Below are 15,259 nucleotides of genomic sequence, written 5' to 3' on the forward strand. Positions count from 1 at the left end.
TCTCGAACTGGTGCGCGGCCGGGGATGGCGCCAGGCTGTCATTGAAGCCTCTCATTCCGCGCGTCGGCAGGTCACCGGTCGGCGCCTCGAACAGGGATACCCGCTATCCCGGGAGTCATGATCATGTCCCTCCTCACGCGCGAGCCCCGCCTGCCGGAAGAGGCACTGGCGTCACTGCGCGGCCGCCTGCGCGGGCCCGTGCTGCTGCCGGACGAAACGGACTATGACCGGGCCAGGACGGTCTGGAACGCCATGATCGATCGCCGTCCGGCGCTGATCGTCCAGGCCCGGGGCACCGCCGACGTCATGGCGGCGGTGCGCTTCGCTCGGGAACACGACCTGAGGATCGCCGTCCGCGGCGGCGGGCACAACGTGGCCGGTCACGGGGTCTGCGAGGGCGGCCTGATGCTCGACCTCTCCCCCATGACCGCGGTCCAGGTCGACCCGCAACGGCGAATCGCCCGGGTCGAGCCCGGGGCCCTGCTGGCCGATCTCGACAAGGAGACCCAGGCCCGGGGACTGGCCATCCCCGGCGGCTTCATCTCCTCCACCGGCGTCGCCGGCCTGACCCTGGGCGGGGGCTTCGGCTACCTCTCCCGGCGCTGGGGGCTGACCGTCGACAACCTGCGGGAGGTGACGCTGGTCACCGCCGAGGGCGAGCCCCGGCGCGTCGCGCCCGACAGCGAGCCGGAACTGTTCTGGGGGCTCTGCGGCGGCGGGGGCAACTTCGGCGTCGTCACGGCCTTCGAGTTCGCCCTCCATGACCTCCCCCACCCGGTCCTGGCCGGGCCGGTGGTGCACGCTCTCGCCGACGCCCCGGCGGTGCTGCGGCGCGCCGGCGAGATCATGCGCGAGGCTCCCGACGAGGTGGCCTGCCTGCCGGTGCTTCGCCATGCCCCGCCCAAGCCCTTCATCCCCGAGGCCTATCACGGGGAGATGATCCTGCTGCTGGCGCTGATCCACAGCGGCGATCCGGCCCACGGCGAGGACGCCCTGGCCCCGCTGCGCGAGATCGGCCGGCCCGCCGGCGAGGCGGTGGCGCGGCGTCCCTATGTCGCCTTCCAGTCGATGTTCGACGCCACCGCCGCCGCCGGGGCACGCAACTACTGGAAGGGCCATTACCTCGGGGCCCTGGAGGGCGACGCCATCGACGTGCTCTGCGAGCAGGCGCGGCGGATGCCCGGCCAGGAGTCGTCCATCGGCATGCTGTCCCTGGGCGGCGAGATCGCCAGGCGCCCCGCCGCCTCGACGCCCTATCCGCACCGGGGGGCCGCCTGGGTGTTGAATATCCAGGCTCGCTGGCGGGACCCCAGGGAGGACGGGGCGCAGATCGCCTGGGCCCGGGAGACCTTCGAGGCCATGGCGCCCTTCGCCACCGGCGGGGTCTACGTCAACTTCATCAGCGGCGACGAGGGGGAGTCCCGGGTGCATGAGGCCTACGGCGAGGCGGTGCATGCTCGCCTGGCGGCGCTCAAGCGTCGCTGGGACCCGCACAACGTCTTCCGTCTCAACCAGAACATCCCCCCGGCCGAGTGAACCGAGTGGGGCGCTTCACGCGGCCCGGCGGTTTGGCGCCGCCGGGCCGCGCCGCTATACTACGCCGCCCATGCATCACCCTGCGGAGTCCGCTTGATCCACCGCCTCGAGGATGTCATCGCCCTGTTCGACGGCCTCTTCCTGCCGACCTACCGGACCCGCCTGGTGCGCGGCGGTGACGAGCCGCTCTACCTGCCTGCCGACGCCGAGTCGCCCCATCATCGGGTGATCTTCGCCCGTGGCTTCTTTGCCAGCGCGCTGCACGAGATCAGCCACTGGTGCATCGCCGGTGCCCGGCGGCGCGGACTCGAGGACTACGGCTACTGGTACCTGCCCGACGGGCGCGACGCCGAGCAGCAGCGCGTCTTCGAGGCGGTGGAGGTGGCGCCCCAGGCGCTCGAGTCGCTGTTCGCCGCCGCCTGCGGGCATCCCTTCCATATCAGCGTCGACAACCTCGGCGAGGTCGAGGTGGATCGCGAGGCCTTCGCCGCCCGGGTCTCGGCACGGGCGGCCCGCTACGAGCGGGAGGGGTTGCCGCGGCGGGCAGAGGCGTTCCGCACGGCGCTCGACGCCTTCTACGCGGAGGGCGCCTCGCTCGACGAGGCCGTGGCGGCGGGGCGGGCCCGGCTGGCGCCTCAGCCGGCCTGAGCCGCCCAGCGCTCCCGGCTCAGCGCGATCAGGGCGTCCAGCGCCGTCGTGTCCCCCCGGCGCGGCCAGGCGAGTCCCACCACCTCGGCGATCTCGAGCTCCCCCAGGGGGCGGCACTGCAGGTCAGGGCGAGCCAGCACCTCCGGCCAGGCCGGTACCAGCGAGGCGCCGACCCCCGCCGCCACCAGTCCCAGGGTGTACTCGATGGTGCGCAGCCGTGCGCGCACCTGGCAGCGCATTCCGGCGCCCGCCAGCGACTCGCCCAGCCGTTCCATGCCGGCGCAGGGCGCGCGCCAGATCATCGGCAGTCCGTCCAGCGCCTCGAGCGCGACTCTCGTCTCTCTTCCCAGCGGGTGGCCGGCCGGCAACGCCAGCAGGTAGCGATCGAGCCAGATGGGCTGGAAGGCCTCCTCGGGGGAGAGGTCCTGCTCGCCGATGATGCGGGCGTCGCAGGTCTCCCCGGGATTGACCAGGGTCAGCGCCAGGTTGTCGCCGCGTGCCGCGTAGTCCTTGAGCAAGGATGACATGCGCTCGGCGCCGAGGGAGCGCTTCAGCCCCAGGCGCACCGGCGTGGGGGCCTGGGGCTGGCGGAACAGGCGGGTGATGGCGCCCATGTCCTCGCAGACGCGGCAGGCCAGCGGGTAGAGGCGCCGTCCCTCCTCGGTAGGGGTGATCCCGCGGCGGTGACGCTCGAAGAGCACGGCATCGAGCCGCGCCTCCAGTTGGGCCAGGGCCTGGGAGATCGAGGGCTGGGCGACATGGCAGCGGCGGGCGGCGGCGCTGATCGAGCCGCCCTCGTAGGCGGCCAGGAAGTAGCGGAGGCTGCGCACATCCATAGGCATGGCCTTTATCAGGTGCAGGATATCGATATTATTCCTTTGCCTGCAGGCCGCGCTAGGCTGGATAGCATCCCCATTGCGCAGCAGGAGCCGCCGTGTATCCCGATCCCTTGCCTCAGGAGCAGCGTTTCCTCGATGCCCTCGACCAGGACGACTGGCCGGCGACCCCGGCTTCCTGGACCCCGGTGACCGCTGGTCTGGCGCCCGCCGCGCTGGCCGAGCTGTTCGAGAGTCAGCTCTTCAGCCGTCACCTGGATCTCCAGGCTCGCCGCCTGCAGGGCCGGGGCGAGGCCTTCTACACCATCGGCAGCGCCGGTCACGAGGGCAACGCGGCGGTGGCCCTCGCCCTGAGGCCGAGCGATCCGGCCTTCCTGCACTATCGCGATGCCGCCTTCCTGATCCAGCGTGCTCGCATGGTGCCGGGGCAGACGCCCCTGTGGGACCTGTTGCTGAGCTTCGCCGCCTCCGCCGAGGATCCGATCGCCGGCGGCCGGCACAAGGTGCTGGGCTCCAAGGCGCTCAGTGTCCCGCCCCAGACCAGCACCATCGCCTCGCACCTCCCCAAGGCGATGGGCGCCGCCTTCGGCCTGGGGCTGCGGCGTCGCCTGGGATGTGAGGCCCCAAAGGCTGGACACGACCTGGTGCTGTGCAGCTTCGGGGATGCCTCCTTCAACCATTCCACCGCCCAGGGGGCGTTCAATGCCGCCGGCTGGGCCGCCTATCAGGGCTCGCCGATGCCGCTGCTGTGGCTCTGCGAGGACAACGGCATCGGCATCTCCACCCCCACCCCCGAGGGCTGGGTGGCGGCCAGCATGGCCGCTCGGCCCGGCGTCCACTACCTCGCCTGCGACGGCCTCGACCTGCTCGATACCTGGCGGGCGTCCCGGGAGGCCGCGCGCCTCGCCCGGGTGCATCGGCGGCCGGTGTTCCTCCACATGCGCTGCGTGCGGCTGTTCGGCCACGCCGGCTCCGACGCCCAGCAGGCCTACCTGTCGGCGGCACGGATCCAGGCCGACGAGTCGCGGGACCCGCTGCTGTACAGCGCCGGCCTGCTGCGGCGTCACGGCGTCCTGTCGCGAGACGCGATCGCCGCCCTCTACCACCATGTCCGCGAGCGGGTGGCGCGAGTCGCCGAGGAAGCGATCCGTCGGCCCAGGCTGGCGAGCGCCGAGCAGGTGATGGCCAGCATCGTGCCGCCGTCTCGGCCCGGCCGCGCCCGGCCCTGGCAGGGAGAGCCGGACGGGAAGCCCGACACCCTGGCGCGGCGGCTCAACCGGGCCCTCGACCGGTTGATGCAACGCTATCCTCGGCTGGTGATGGCCGGCGAGGACATCGGCCGCAAGGGCGGCGTCTACGGGGTGACCCAGCAGCTGCAGTCGCGCTTCGGCCCGCACCGGGTGATCGACACCCTGCTGGACGAGCAGAGCATCCTCGGGCTGGGCATCGGGCTGGCCCACGACGACCTGTTGCCGATCCTCGAGATCCAGTTCCTGGCCTACCTGCACAACGCCGAGGACCAGTTGCGCGGCGAGGCCGCGACCCTGAGCTTCTTCTCCGCCGGCCAGTACACCAATCCCATGGTGGTGCGCATCGCCGGGCTCGGCTACCAGAAGGGCTTCGGCGGCCACTTCCACAACGACAACGCCATCGCCGTGCTCCGCGACATCCCCGGCTTGCTGGTGGCCTGTCCCTCCAACGGGGCTGATGCCGTGGGCCTGCTGCAAGAGGCGGTACGCCTGGCCGACGAGGAGCAGCGGGTGGTGGTGGTGATCGAGCCCATCGCCCTCTACCACCAGCGCGACCTGCTGGAGGAGGGCGACGGCGGCTGGTGCTTCCCCGACCCGGGGCCCGAGCATCGCCTGCCGGTAGGCCAGCCGGGGCAGTGGGGCGAGGGCCGGGACCTGGCCATCGTCACCTACGGCAACGGCGTCCATCTCTCCCGCCGGGCCGCGGCGCGCCTCGAGGCCGACGGAGTGGCGTTGCGCATCATCGACATGCGCTGGCTCACCGCCATCGATCACGATGCCCTGTGCGCCCGCGTGGCCGATTGCGCCCGCATCCTGATCGTCGACGAGTGTCGCCGAACCGGCTCGGTGAGCGAGGAGCTGGTGACCGGCCTGATCGAGCGGGGAGTGGCGGGCGAGCGGCTCGGCAGAGTGACGGCGGAGGACAGCTTCATCCCGCTGGGGCGCGCCGCCACCGCGACCCTGCCCTCGGTGGAGGGCATCGTGGACCGAGCCCGTCGGCTGGCCGGCGCCGCCCGGGCCGAGGCCCCACCTTCTCCTCAGGCCGGGAGGGCGCACCCATGAGGGGCCGCGAGGATTCGCCGCACGAGCGGCTGTTGGTCGTCTGCCCCGGTCGGGGGACCTACAACGCTCCCGAGTGGGGCAGCCTGACCCGTCGAGCCGGTGGCGCCGACTGGCTCGGGCGCCTGGACGCCTGGCGCCGCGAGGCGGGGTTGCCCACCCTGAGCGAGCTCGATGGCGAGATCCCGTGGCGGATGAGCCTCCATGGCCGAGGCGAGCATGCGGCGCCACTGATCTACGCCTGTGCCCTGGCCGACCTGCTGGCCATCGACGGCGAGCGCCACGAGATCGTCGCGGTGACCGGCAATTCCATGGGCTGGTACATCGCCCTGGCCGCCGGCGGGGCCCTGGGAAAGGAAGATGCCTTCCGCCTGATCGGCACCACGGCGAGCCTGATGCAGGAGCATGGGGTCGGAGGCCAGCTGCTCTATCCCTGGGTGGACGATGACTGGAGGGGGCGGCCCGAGCGACGGCGAGAACTGCTGGCGCTGATCGACGAGCTCCACGGCCGCCATGGCGCCGAGCTCTACCTGTCCATCGAGCTCGGCGGCATGCTGGTGTTCGGCGGCAACGAGGCCGGGCTCGAGGCCTTGACGCGCCGGTTGCCCGCCAGGGGCCGTTATCCCTTGCGCCTGCCCCAGCATGCGGCCTTTCACACGCCGATGCAGGGGCCGGTGAGGGAACTCGCCCGGCAGCGCTTCGCCGCCGGCGCTTTCACGGCCCCTCGAGTGCCGCTGATCGATGGCCGGGGCCATCTCTGGACGCCATGGAGCACCGATCCCCAGGCGCTGTGGGACTATACCCTGGGCGAGCAGCTGGTGGCGCCCTACGATTTCAGCGCCGCCGTCAGGGTGGGGGTACGTGAATTCGCGCCGGATCGGGTGGTGATCCTGGGGCCTGGCAACACTCTCGGCGGTGCCACGGCCCAGGTACTGATCCAGCTGGGCTGGCAGGGGCTGGCGGACAAGGCGGACTTCCAGGCCCGCCAGGCGGAAGCCCCGCCGCTGCTCGCCATGGGGGTGCCGGAGCAGCGCGAGCGGCTGGTCCAGGGCGTGTTCATGTCGTGAACACGCGCTAGTCGTCCAGGGCCAGGCGCTGGTGGAGCGTCAGCATCACCTGGATCTCCTCCTCGGGACGCAGCGGCTCGAGCCCCAGCTCGCCGAAGAGTTCGCCGCGGGCGCGGGCCCAGTCGCCCGGGGCCAGGGCGGCGTAGAGGCTCTCCGCCGGCGCCAGCTCGACGAACGGATCCAGGCCGTAGGTCTCGAACAGCCGCGAGAGTGCCGCCTCGTCGTCGCCGACCCCGGCGGTGTAGAGGGTGGCATTGAAGTGGTCGTTCTCCAGCTCGCGGATCACGTCCAGCGGGCTCACCCCCATGCTGGTGAGCTCCTCCAGGCTGTAGGCTCCCAGCGAGACCATCTCGTCGTCCAGCCAGTCGTCGTCGGGCTGGATCAGGGTGTGCTTGACACGCCCGTCGGGCAGGGTCCAGGCGATGGAGAGCGGCAGGTCGCCGTCGTCGCCGGTCTCGACCGCAATGAAGGCTGGCAGCTCAACCATGTCGTTGCCCCTCCTCGAGGGCTTGCCGGGTATCGTCTCCGTCGAGTCCGAAGAAGGCCAGGGCGGTGGCGGTGGTGGCCCTGGCCAGCTCGGCCTCGGTGTTGCCGCGCCAATGGGCGATCTCGCGCACGATCCAGGGCAGCAGGGCCGGTTCGTGGCGCCTGCCCTTGAGTTTGGCAGGTAAATTGCGCGGCAGCAGGTAGGGGCAGTCGGTTTCCACCATCAGCCGATTCAGGGGGATGGCGCCCACCAGCTCGCGCAGGTGATGGCCGCGTCGCTCGTCGCACAGCCAGCCGGTCAGGCCGATGTGCAGGTCGAGATCCAGGTAGCCGTAGAGGGTCTCGCGATCGGCCGTGAAGCAGTGCACCACGGCCCGGGAAATGTCGTCTCGCCAGGCGTGGAGCATGTCGCGCATCCGCCGGCCCGCGTCCCGCTCGTGAAGGAACAGCGGCAGTCCGCTCTCGGCGGCGAGTCCCAGCTGGGCCTCGAAGGCCCGCTCCTGCTCGGCCGGCGTCGAGAAGTTACGATTGAAGTCCAGGCCGCACTCGCCCACCGCCACGACCTCCGGCATGCGGTGGAGCTCGCGCATGGCCGCCTCCAGGCTCGGCGACCACTGGCTGGCGTCGTGAGGGTGGATCCCGGCGGTGGCATGGAGCCCGGCATGGTCTCGCGCCAGTCCCACGGCCTGCTCGGCGTGCTCGAGGTCGGTACCGGTCAGGATCAGGGTGTCGACGCCGGCGGCCCGCGCGCGCCGGATCACCGCCTCCCGGTCCCGGGCGAAGCTCTCATGGGTCAGGTTGGCGCCGATGTCCACCAGCGGTGCCGGCGAACGGAACCTCAGCCCCTCGGGCAATACGTCGTCGAAAGGGGGCATCGTGTCGGCCAAGGCGAAGCACTCCTGTCTATGTCTCTGGCAATCCAACGGATCGTCCTGATCTCTTGGATCGTCGCCGGCGCCACTCTGGCGCAGAGGCGTGGATCTTCTGGCGTGCCGCGATTCATCCGACACAACCCCTGGCCGGATGAATACGAGGCGCGCATTGTACCCGGGAGCGCCGGGTGGGGCCACGTCGGGGCGGCCATGCGTTACACTGGCGGATTCGATGAATCGGGAGGTGAGCGCGTGACCCTGCTACGTCTGGAACAGCTGCAACTGGCCTATGGGCCCCAGGTGCTCCTCGATGGCGCCGACCTGGTGCTGGAGAAGGGCGAGCGCCTGGCCCTGGTGGGCCGCAACGGGACCGGCAAGTCGACCCTGCTCAAGCTGGTGGCCGGCGAGATCGTCCCCGACGGCGGCACTATCTGGCGCGCGCCAGGCCTCAAGATCGGCGTGCTGGCCCAGGACCTGCCCGATGCCTCGGGGGAGACCATCTTCGACGTGGTGGCTCAGGGCCTGCCCGAGGCGGGGGAGCTGCTCTCCGAATATCACCACCTGGTGCAGGAAGCCGAGCCCGACATGTCGCGGATGGCCCAGCTGCAGACCCGGCTGGAGGCCATCGATGGCTGGTCCTTCCACCAGCGCATCGACGTGGTGTTGACCCGGCTGGGGCTGCCCGAGGACGCCGAGATGGCGGCGCTCTCCGGCGGCTGGCGCCGGCGCGTGGCCCTGGCCCGGGCCCTGGTGGCCGAGCCCGACCTGCTGCTGCTCGACGAGCCCACCAACCACCTGGACCTGGACACCATCGCTTGGCTGGAGGAGCAGCTGGCCGCCTTCCCGGGGGCCGTGCTGTTCATCACCCACGACCGGGCCTTCCTGTCGCGCCTGGCCACGGCGATCCTCGAGCTCGATCGCGGTCGGCTCGGTCGCTATCCCGGCGACTACGCCCGCTATCAGGAACAGAAGACCCACGAGCTGGAGGTCGAGGCCCGGGAGAACGCCGAGTTCGACAAGAAGCTGGCCCAGGAGGAGGCCTGGATCCGTCAGGGCATCAAGGCGCGTCGCACCCGCAACGAGGGTCGCGTGCGGGCCCTGCAGCAGATGCGTCGGGAACGCGGCGAGCGTCGCGAGCGCCAGGGTCGCGCCAACCTCTCGGTGGACACCGGTGAGCGCAGCGGCAAGCGGGTGGTGGAGTTGTCCCACGTCACCCAGCGCTTCGGCGACGAGACGGTGATCCGCGACCTGAGCCTGGAGATCCAGCGCGGCGACCGGATCGGCTTCATCGGCCGCAACGGTGCCGGCAAGACCACCCTGCTCAAGATCCTGCTCGGCGAGCTCGAGCCCACCGAGGGGACGGTGCGTCTCGGCACCAAGCTCCAGGTAGCCTACTTCGACCAGCTGAGGGCCGGCCTCGAGCCGGAGAAGAGCGTCTACGACAACGTCGCCCAGGGCAGCGACCGGGTCAGCGTGGGCGGACGCGATCGCCACGTGATGAGTTACCTGCAGGACTTCCTGTTCACCCCGGAGCGCGCCCGCCAGCCGGTCAAGGCGTTGTCCGGCGGCGAGTCCAATCGCCTGCTGCTCGCCAGGCTGTTCACCCAGCCGGCCAATGTCCTGGTGCTCGACGAGCCCACCAATGACCTGGACGTGGAGACCCTGGAACTGCTCGAGGAGCTGCTGCTCGACTTCGACGGCACCCTGCTGCTGGTCTCCCACGACCGGGCCTTCATGGACAATGTGGTGACCAGCGTGCTGGCCAGCGCCGGCGAGGGCCGGGTGCGCGAGTACGTGGGCGGTTACAGCGACTGGGTGCGCCAGGGCGGCAAGCTCCCCCCGGCCCCTTGGGAGGGCGCCGCCCGTCAGGAGGCCGAGCCCGTCGCCGACGCCTCGCCGAGCCGTGCGGCCAGGCCGGAATCCCCGGCCAAGGAGGAGGCGAGCGCGTCCCCCAAGGCACCGCCCCGGCGCGCCAAGCTGTCCTACAAGCTGCAGCGCGAGCTCGACGCCCTGCCCGCCGAGATCGAGCGTCTCGAACGTGAGGTGGCCGACTTCGAGACGCAGGTGGGCGATCCGGCCTTCTACCAGCAGGAGGCCGGGACGGTAACCGCGACGCTTCAGGCCTTGAGCGACAAGCAGGCGGAACTCGAGGCCGCCATGGAACGCTGGATGGAGCTGGAGGCCCTGGCAGAGGGAAGCGCCTGACGCGAAGAAGGCGCCCTGGGGGCGCCTTCTCCGGGGGAAGGGGGCTGGTCTATTCCTCGGTCTCGCCTTCCTTGCCGACCCGTACCGCCAGGACGTCGCACTGGGCGCCGTGCAGGACGCCGGTGGAGGTGGAACCGAGCAGCAGGGCGAAGCCGTGACGGCCGTGGGAACCGACCACGATCAGGTCCACGCCCTCTTCCTCGGCGAAGCGATGGATCTCGGTGTCCGGCATGCCCACGACCACGTGCTGGTTCTCCTTGGGCACCTGGGGATCGGCGATCTCCGCCAGGCGTTGCTTGGCATGCTCGTCCAGCTGGTCCTGAATGCTGGTGAGGTCCATGGGGATATCGCCCCCGTAGGCGAAGCCGAGCGGTTCGAGCGTATGGATGATGGAGAGCTTGGCCTTGTTGCGGTCGGCGATCTGCATCGCCCGCTCCAGCACCTTGTGGGAGTCCTTGGTCAGGTCGACGGCGACCAGGACGTGACGATACTCGTTGCTCATGGCATTGCCTCCGGCAGCAGGTCCAGCGGGTGGTTGACTGACTTCCACTCTAGGACGCACGACGAGACAAGACAACGACTTGCATCAAGATTCGAACAGGAAACGCTTATGGTCTGGTTAATCATCCTCGTCGCGGTGGGACTGGTCTTCGCGCCGGCCATGTGGTTGCGGCCCAGTGCTCGCCAGCAGCGCGTGATGCGCCTGCGGGACGCCGCCTCCCGCACGGGGGTCAGGGTGCGGCTCGAGCCCTCGCCGCTCCACAATGACGGCGATCGCATGTCCGCCTATCGCTGGCCCTATCCCGCCCAGCGTCCCGGGCCGGACTTCATGCTGGTGCACGACGATCAGGCCAGCGTGGCCCTCAAGCCCTTCGTCGAGGGGTGGCGCTGGCGCAAGGAGCCGCTGCAGACGCTGCCCGCCTCCCTCAGGGAGCGGTTCGCGGCCCTGCTGGCCGAGTTGCCGTCGGATGCCGTGGCGGTGGAGTCGAACGCCGAGGCCTTGACGCTGTGGTGGGACGAATCCCTCGAGCCCACGGTATTCGCGCCGTTGGCCGGCGATCTCGCCGAACTGCGCGACGGCCTGGCAGGACGACCGGACCGGCCGACCGCGCGCCCGCCCCTGCAGGGCCCCTAGCCTTCCTCCCGGGCCTGGATCGCCAGCCCATTGGCCTCGATGCGGGACAGCAGCTCGCCGAGCTGTGCCACGTCCTCCTCGGAGAGGCCGGCGAGCATCTCCTCGCGCGCCTGGCTCACCACGGCGTCGATGCGCTCGAGCAGGGGCATGGCCGCCGGGGTCAGGACGATCCGCTTGGTGCGCCGGTCCTGGTCGCAGGGGCGACGCTCGATGAGGCCCTGCTCGGCGAGCTGGTCGAGGGTTCGCACCAGGGACGGGGCCTCGACGCCGATCGCCCGGGCCAGGTCGCACTGGGGCTGGTCATCCCCCAGCCGCCAGAGGTGATAGAGCGTGACCCAGCGAGTCTGGGTCAGTCCCTCGGGCGCCAGGCGCCGGTCGATGATCGCGCGCCACAGCCGCGGCACGCGGGACAGTTGAAAGCCGATGTTCTGATGCATGGGACTCTGCGAAACGGGTAAGCCTGGCTGGATTGTCCGGAGCGCCGCCGTGTAATGCAAGCCGCGCCCTCAAGGGGGCAGGGCTTTCGCAGTTGGATCTGGCGAGGGGCGCCGGGGACAGGTCGAAGAGGGGGGCCTACGCCATGGATGGCGTCGGTAGCGCCCAGGGAGGGGTTCACAGCGCCCCCTCGCAGACCTGTCGACGGATCAGCCCCGAGCGATAACGCTAACTGCGATCCCCCTGCTCAAGGAGCCGGCGCCGGCCGGGCCATCAGCCGGGACAGGTCCAGGCCGGGCAGGCCCGCCGGCCGGCGGATCCGGCCATCGGCCAGGGTCGCCCGCTCCTCTTCCTCGTCGACGGTGAACCGAAGCACGCCGATCCGCTGACCGCCCGACGTCATGACGTCGATCCGCCAGTCGCCTGCCGTCCGCGCGGGGAAGCGCCGCTTGTGGGTCCAGGCCCGGTATCCCGCCTCTCGACCGCCCTGGATCTCCAGCGGGATGCGGTCGACCAGCCTCCCCTCGTGTCGCCACTCGTGGACGATCTCCTCGCGCAGCCCCCGGGGCGCATGGATGGCCGTATAGGCATAGAGGCCGTGGTCGACCAGCGCCTCGGGGGTGAGGTGCAGCCCGCCCTCCGGCGCCCGGGCCCGTTCGTCGAAGGCGGGCGACAGGGCATGGCCGGAGAGCCACAGGCTGGCGGGCGGCACCCAGATCCGCCCCAGCCATCCCGCGCCGGCCAGCAGCGGCAGCAGGGCCAGCATGGCCAGCCAGCGACGCGGGGTCAGCGGCTTCAGCCATTCCATCAGGCTGGGCAGGCTGAAGATCATCATGGCCGCGAGTGCCATTACCAGGCTCTGGGCGGTGGTCAGGTGCAACAGGGTCGGCAGGGCCACCAGCACCACCAGGAAGACGCACTGGGCATGGAAGGCGAAGTAGAGCCAGCGGTATCGCTCGGCCAGGCGATAATAGAGGGGGTCGAGGATCGACGGCAGGGCCAGGCCCAGCATCAGCAGGGTGAAGATCGCCTGGCCGCTGGACCAGGCCGTGGTCGCCAGCAGGAAGGGCAGGGTAAAGAACAGCGTCTCCTGATGGACCATCTGCGCGATGAAGGTGGTCACCCCGCGAGGCGGCGGCGGGTAGCCTCTCCGGGTCAGCCAGCGGGCGATCAGGTTCTCCGAGAGCAGCAGCAGCCAGGTGACCAGCATGCCGAGGGCCAGGGTGGCGCCCAGCCATTGCTGGCGCTCCACCAGGAAGAAGCTGGCCATCCCGGCGGCGAAGGCCAGCGGTGGCCAGAGCCAGCGCCAGGGGCGCAGGCGTTCGGCCAGGACGGCCAGCGACTGCTGGCAGCCGTCGAGGCGCGAGCCTCGGGAGGGCGATGGCAAGGGGCCTGCGGGGTCCATGGGCGCATCGTATCAGGGTGCGGCGAGGGCCGGGAGTCGTCCCCTGGCGACGCCCGGCGCTCGCCAGAAAAAGGGGTTGACGGAGCCCTCGGACTGGCCCAAGCTGATTAGATCAAACGGCCGTATGAATTCCCGCACGGAGATTCGTGGATGATCTATCAAGGCAATGCCATCACGGTGGCACGCGATGACGACGCCGTCGCCACCCTGACCTTCGACCTGAAGGACGAGTCGGTCAACAAGCTTTCGCAAGCGGTGCTCGACGAACTGTTCCAGGCGGTGGAGGCGATCCACGCCGAACAGGGGATCGCGGGGCTGCTGGTGACCAGTGCCAAGGAGGCCTTCATCGTCGGTGCCGACATCACCGAGTTCCATGGCCTGTTCGAGAGTGGCGAAGAGGACATCCTGAGCATGCTCCGGCGGGTGCATGGTCTCTTCAATACCATCGAGGACCTGCCGTTCCCTACCGTGACCGCCATCAACGGCCTGGCCCTGGGCGGCGGCTGCGAGGTGGCCCTGGCCACGGACTTTCGGGTGATGGGGGAGGACGCCCAGCTCGGCCTGCCCGAGACCAAGCTCGGCATCCTGCCTGGCTGGGGTGGCTGCGTTCGCCTGCCGCGGCTGATCGGCGCCGACAATGCCATCGAATGGATCGCCGGCGGCACCCAGAACAAGGCCGCGGAGGCCCTCAGGATGGGCGCCGTGGACGCAGTGGTGCCCGATGAGTCGCTCATGGAGGCGGCCCGAGACCTGCTCGACCGCGCCCGGCGTGGCGAGCTCGACTACCGGGCCCGTCGCGCGGAGAAGACCGGCCCGCTGAAGCTCGACGCCATCGAGCAGATGATGGCCTTCGAGACCGCCAAGGGCTACGTGGCCGGCAAGGCCGGGCCCCATTACCCGGCGCCGATCGAGGCCATCAAGGTCATCCAGAAGGGCGCCGGCGAGGGACGCGACCGCGCCCAGGAGATCGAGGCCAAGGGCTTCGCCAAGCTGGCCAGGACCGACGTCTGCTTCAACCTGGTGGGCCTCTTCCTCAACGATCAGCTGGTCAAGAAGAAGGGCGGCCAGTACGAGAAGCAGGCCCGTCCCGTCGAGCAGGCCGCCGTGCTGGGGGCCGGCATCATGGGCGGCGGCATCGCCTACCAGAGCGCCGCCAAGGGAACGCCCATCCTGATGAAGGACATCAAGGAAGAGGCCATCGAGCTGGGGCTCAAGGAGGCGCGCAAGCTGTTCGCCAAGCAGGCCGAGCGGGGCAAGCTCTCCACCGGAGAGATGGCCGAGAGGCTCAGCAACATCCGGCCCACGCTCTCCTACGGGGATTTCGGCCATGTCGACCTGGTGGTCGAGGCCGTCGTCGAGAATCCCAGGGTCAAGGGAACCGTGCTAGCCGAGGTGGAGGACGCGGTCGGCGAGGACACCGTCCTCGCCTCCAACACCTCGACCATCTCCATCACCCGCCTGGCGGAGAACGTCAAGCGCCCCGAGAACTTCTGCGGCATGCACTTCTTCAACCCGGTGCACCGCATGCCGCTGGTCGAGGTCATCCGCGGCGAGAAGACCGGGGACGCCGCCGTGGCGGCCACCGTGGCCTACGCCCGCAAGATGGGCAAGACCCCCATCGTGGTCAACGACTGCCCCGGCTTCCTGGTCAACCGGGTGCTCTTCCCCTACTTCGGGGGCTTCTCCCTGCTGCTGGAGCAGGGCGCCGACTTCCAGCGCGTCGACAAGGTCATGGAGAAGTTCGGCTGGCCCATGGGCCCGGCCTACCTGCTCGACGTGGTGGGCATGGACACCGCCGTGCATGCCGGCCAGGTGATGGCCGAGGGCTTCCCCGAGCGCATGGCCCGGGAAGGCAAGAACGCCCCCGAGGTGATGTACGACCAGGAGCGCCTCGGCCAGAAGAACGGCAAGGGCTTCTATGCCTACGAGGAGGACAGGAAGGGCAAGCCGAAGAAGGTCGTGGACGAGGCGGCCATCGAACTGGTCCGGGGGATGGCCAAGGCCGACCGCGAGTTCTCCGACGAGGACATCATCGCCCGCATGATGGTGCCGCTGTGCCTGGAGACGGTCCGCTGCCTGGAGGACGGCATCGTCGGCACCCCGGCGGAGGCCGACATGGCGTTGATCTACGGCATCGGCTTCCCGCCCTTCCGCGGCGGCGCCCTGCGCTACATCGACGCCCTGGGCGTGGACGCCTTCGTCGAGCTGGCCGAGGGGCTGGCCGAGGAACTGGGGCCGCTCTACGCCCCCACCGACAAGCTGCGCGAGATGGCCCGCAGCGGCGAGCGTTTCTACGCCTGATTCACCGCGTTAAGGAGAGACATC

At 70.3% G+C, this 15,259-nt stretch carries 13 protein-coding genes; 7 read left to right on the forward strand and 6 right to left on the reverse strand.

The features are described 5' to 3' along the window. Positions 1–123: 123 nt before the first annotated feature. Together BEI_RS04570 and BEI_RS04575 are read left to right on the forward strand one after the other, a co-directional pair. A complete protein-coding gene (locus BEI_RS04570) occupies positions 124–1,536 on the forward strand; it encodes an FAD-binding oxidoreductase (protein WP_193765155.1) in 1,413 nt (470 codons plus the stop codon). A 93-nt stretch (positions 1,537–1,629) separates the two neighbouring features. After that, positions 1,630–2,184 carry an elongation factor P hydroxylase gene (locus BEI_RS04575; protein WP_097788406.1) on the forward strand — a complete coding sequence of 185 codons (555 nt, stop codon included), beginning with the start codon at positions 1,630–1,632 and terminating at the stop codon, positions 2,182–2,184. On the opposite strand, the gene BEI_RS04580 is transcribed toward BEI_RS04575, so the two are convergent. After that, entirely contained in the window at positions 2,172–3,026 is an 855-nt protein-coding gene (locus tag BEI_RS04580) for a LysR family transcriptional regulator (RefSeq protein ID WP_227644571.1), read from the reverse strand. The two genes, BEI_RS04575 and BEI_RS04580, sit on opposite strands and share 13 nt — an antisense overlap. 92 nt (positions 3,027–3,118) lie before the next feature. On the opposite strand from BEI_RS04580, the gene BEI_RS04585 reads away from it, so the two are divergent. Beyond that, positions 3,119–5,332, forward strand: a complete 2,214-nt coding sequence (locus tag BEI_RS04585; RefSeq protein ID WP_097788407.1) for a dehydrogenase E1 component subunit alpha/beta — start codon at positions 3,119–3,121, stop codon at positions 5,330–5,332. Continuing rightward, positions 5,329–6,396, forward strand: a complete 1,068-nt coding sequence (locus BEI_RS04590) for an ACP S-malonyltransferase (RefSeq protein WP_097788408.1) — start codon at positions 5,329–5,331, stop codon at positions 6,394–6,396. Before BEI_RS04585 ends, BEI_RS04590 begins: the two co-directional genes overlap by 4 nt. 7 nt (positions 6,397–6,403) lie before the next feature. On the opposite strand, the gene BEI_RS04595 is transcribed toward BEI_RS04590, so the two are convergent. Continuing rightward, positions 6,404–6,883, reverse strand: a complete 480-nt coding sequence (locus BEI_RS04595; RefSeq protein WP_097788409.1) for a hypothetical protein — start codon at positions 6,881–6,883, stop codon at positions 6,404–6,406. Next, a complete protein-coding gene (locus BEI_RS04600) occupies positions 6,876–7,757 on the reverse strand; it encodes a TatD family hydrolase (protein ID WP_097790994.1) in 882 nt (293 codons plus the stop codon). Before BEI_RS04600 ends, BEI_RS04595 begins: the two co-directional genes overlap by 8 nt. A 249-nt stretch (positions 7,758–8,006) precedes the next feature. Here BEI_RS04600 and BEI_RS04605 point away from each other — a divergent pair, with 249 nt between their 5' ends. Then, positions 8,007–9,959, forward strand: coding sequence for an ATP-binding cassette domain-containing protein (locus BEI_RS04605; protein ID WP_097788410.1), 1,953 nt, complete (start codon positions 8,007–8,009; stop codon positions 9,957–9,959). A gap of 49 nt (positions 9,960–10,008) precedes the next feature. Here the strand turns inward: BEI_RS04605 and BEI_RS04610 are convergent, their stop codons facing one another. Further along, on the reverse strand, positions 10,009–10,461 hold the full coding sequence (locus tag BEI_RS04610) for a universal stress protein (protein ID WP_097788411.1): 453 nt from the start codon (positions 10,459–10,461) through the stop codon (positions 10,009–10,011). A 108-nt stretch (positions 10,462–10,569) separates the two neighbouring features. Between BEI_RS04610 and BEI_RS04615 the strand changes: the two genes are divergently transcribed. Continuing rightward, a complete protein-coding gene (locus tag BEI_RS04615) occupies positions 10,570–11,094 on the forward strand; it encodes a preprotein translocase subunit YajC (RefSeq protein ID WP_097788412.1) in 525 nt (174 codons plus the stop codon). Here the strand turns inward: BEI_RS04615 and slyA are convergent. Together slyA and BEI_RS04625 are read right to left on the reverse strand one after the other, a co-directional pair. After that, positions 11,091–11,531, reverse strand: a complete 441-nt coding sequence (gene slyA, locus BEI_RS04620) for a transcriptional regulator SlyA (protein ID WP_097788413.1) — start codon at positions 11,529–11,531, stop codon at positions 11,091–11,093. The two genes, BEI_RS04615 and slyA, sit on opposite strands and share 4 nt — an antisense overlap. Positions 11,532–11,776: 245 nt before the next feature. Continuing rightward, complete coding sequence (locus BEI_RS04625) at positions 11,777–12,934, reverse strand: DUF5924 family protein (protein WP_097788414.1); 1,158 nt, start codon at positions 12,932–12,934, stop codon at positions 11,777–11,779. Between the two features lie 150 nt (positions 12,935–13,084). Here BEI_RS04625 and fadB point away from each other — a divergent pair, with 150 nt between their 5' ends. Then, entirely contained in the window at positions 13,085–15,235 is a 2,151-nt protein-coding gene (gene fadB / locus BEI_RS04630; protein ID WP_097788415.1) for a fatty acid oxidation complex subunit alpha FadB, read from the forward strand. Positions 15,236–15,259: the final 24 nt, after the last annotated feature.

The organism is Halomonas beimenensis (genome assembly GCF_002549795.1).
GTDB classification, from domain to species: domain Bacteria; phylum Pseudomonadota; class Gammaproteobacteria; order Pseudomonadales; family Halomonadaceae; genus Halomonas; species Halomonas beimenensis.

Coding starts and splice junctions, on each gene's coding strand:
- BEI_RS04570 (WP_193765155.1), top strand. CDS start 124: ATGTCCCTCCTCACGCGCGAGCCCCGCCTGCCGGAAGAGGCACTGGCG.
- BEI_RS04580 (WP_227644571.1), bottom strand. CDS start 3,026: ATGCCTATGGATGTGCGCAGCCTCCGCTACTTCCTGGCCGCCTACGAG.
- BEI_RS04590 (WP_097788408.1), top strand. CDS start 5,329: ATGAGGGGCCGCGAGGATTCGCCGCACGAGCGGCTGTTGGTCGTCTGC.
- BEI_RS04595 (WP_097788409.1), bottom strand. CDS start 6,883: ATGGTTGAGCTGCCAGCCTTCATTGCGGTCGAGACCGGCGACGACGGC.
- BEI_RS04600 (WP_097790994.1), bottom strand. CDS start 7,757: ATGCCCCCTTTCGACGACGTATTGCCCGAGGGGCTGAGGTTCCGTTCG.
- BEI_RS04610 (WP_097788411.1), bottom strand. CDS start 10,461: ATGAGCAACGAGTATCGTCACGTCCTGGTCGCCGTCGACCTGACCAAG.
- BEI_RS04615 (WP_097788412.1), top strand. CDS start 10,570: ATGGTCTGGTTAATCATCCTCGTCGCGGTGGGACTGGTCTTCGCGCCG.
- slyA (WP_097788413.1), bottom strand. CDS start 11,531: ATGCATCAGAACATCGGCTTTCAACTGTCCCGCGTGCCGCGGCTGTGG.
- BEI_RS04625 (WP_097788414.1), bottom strand. CDS start 12,934: ATGGACCCCGCAGGCCCCTTGCCATCGCCCTCCCGAGGCTCGCGCCTC.
- fadB (WP_097788415.1), top strand. CDS start 13,085: ATGATCTATCAAGGCAATGCCATCACGGTGGCACGCGATGACGACGCC.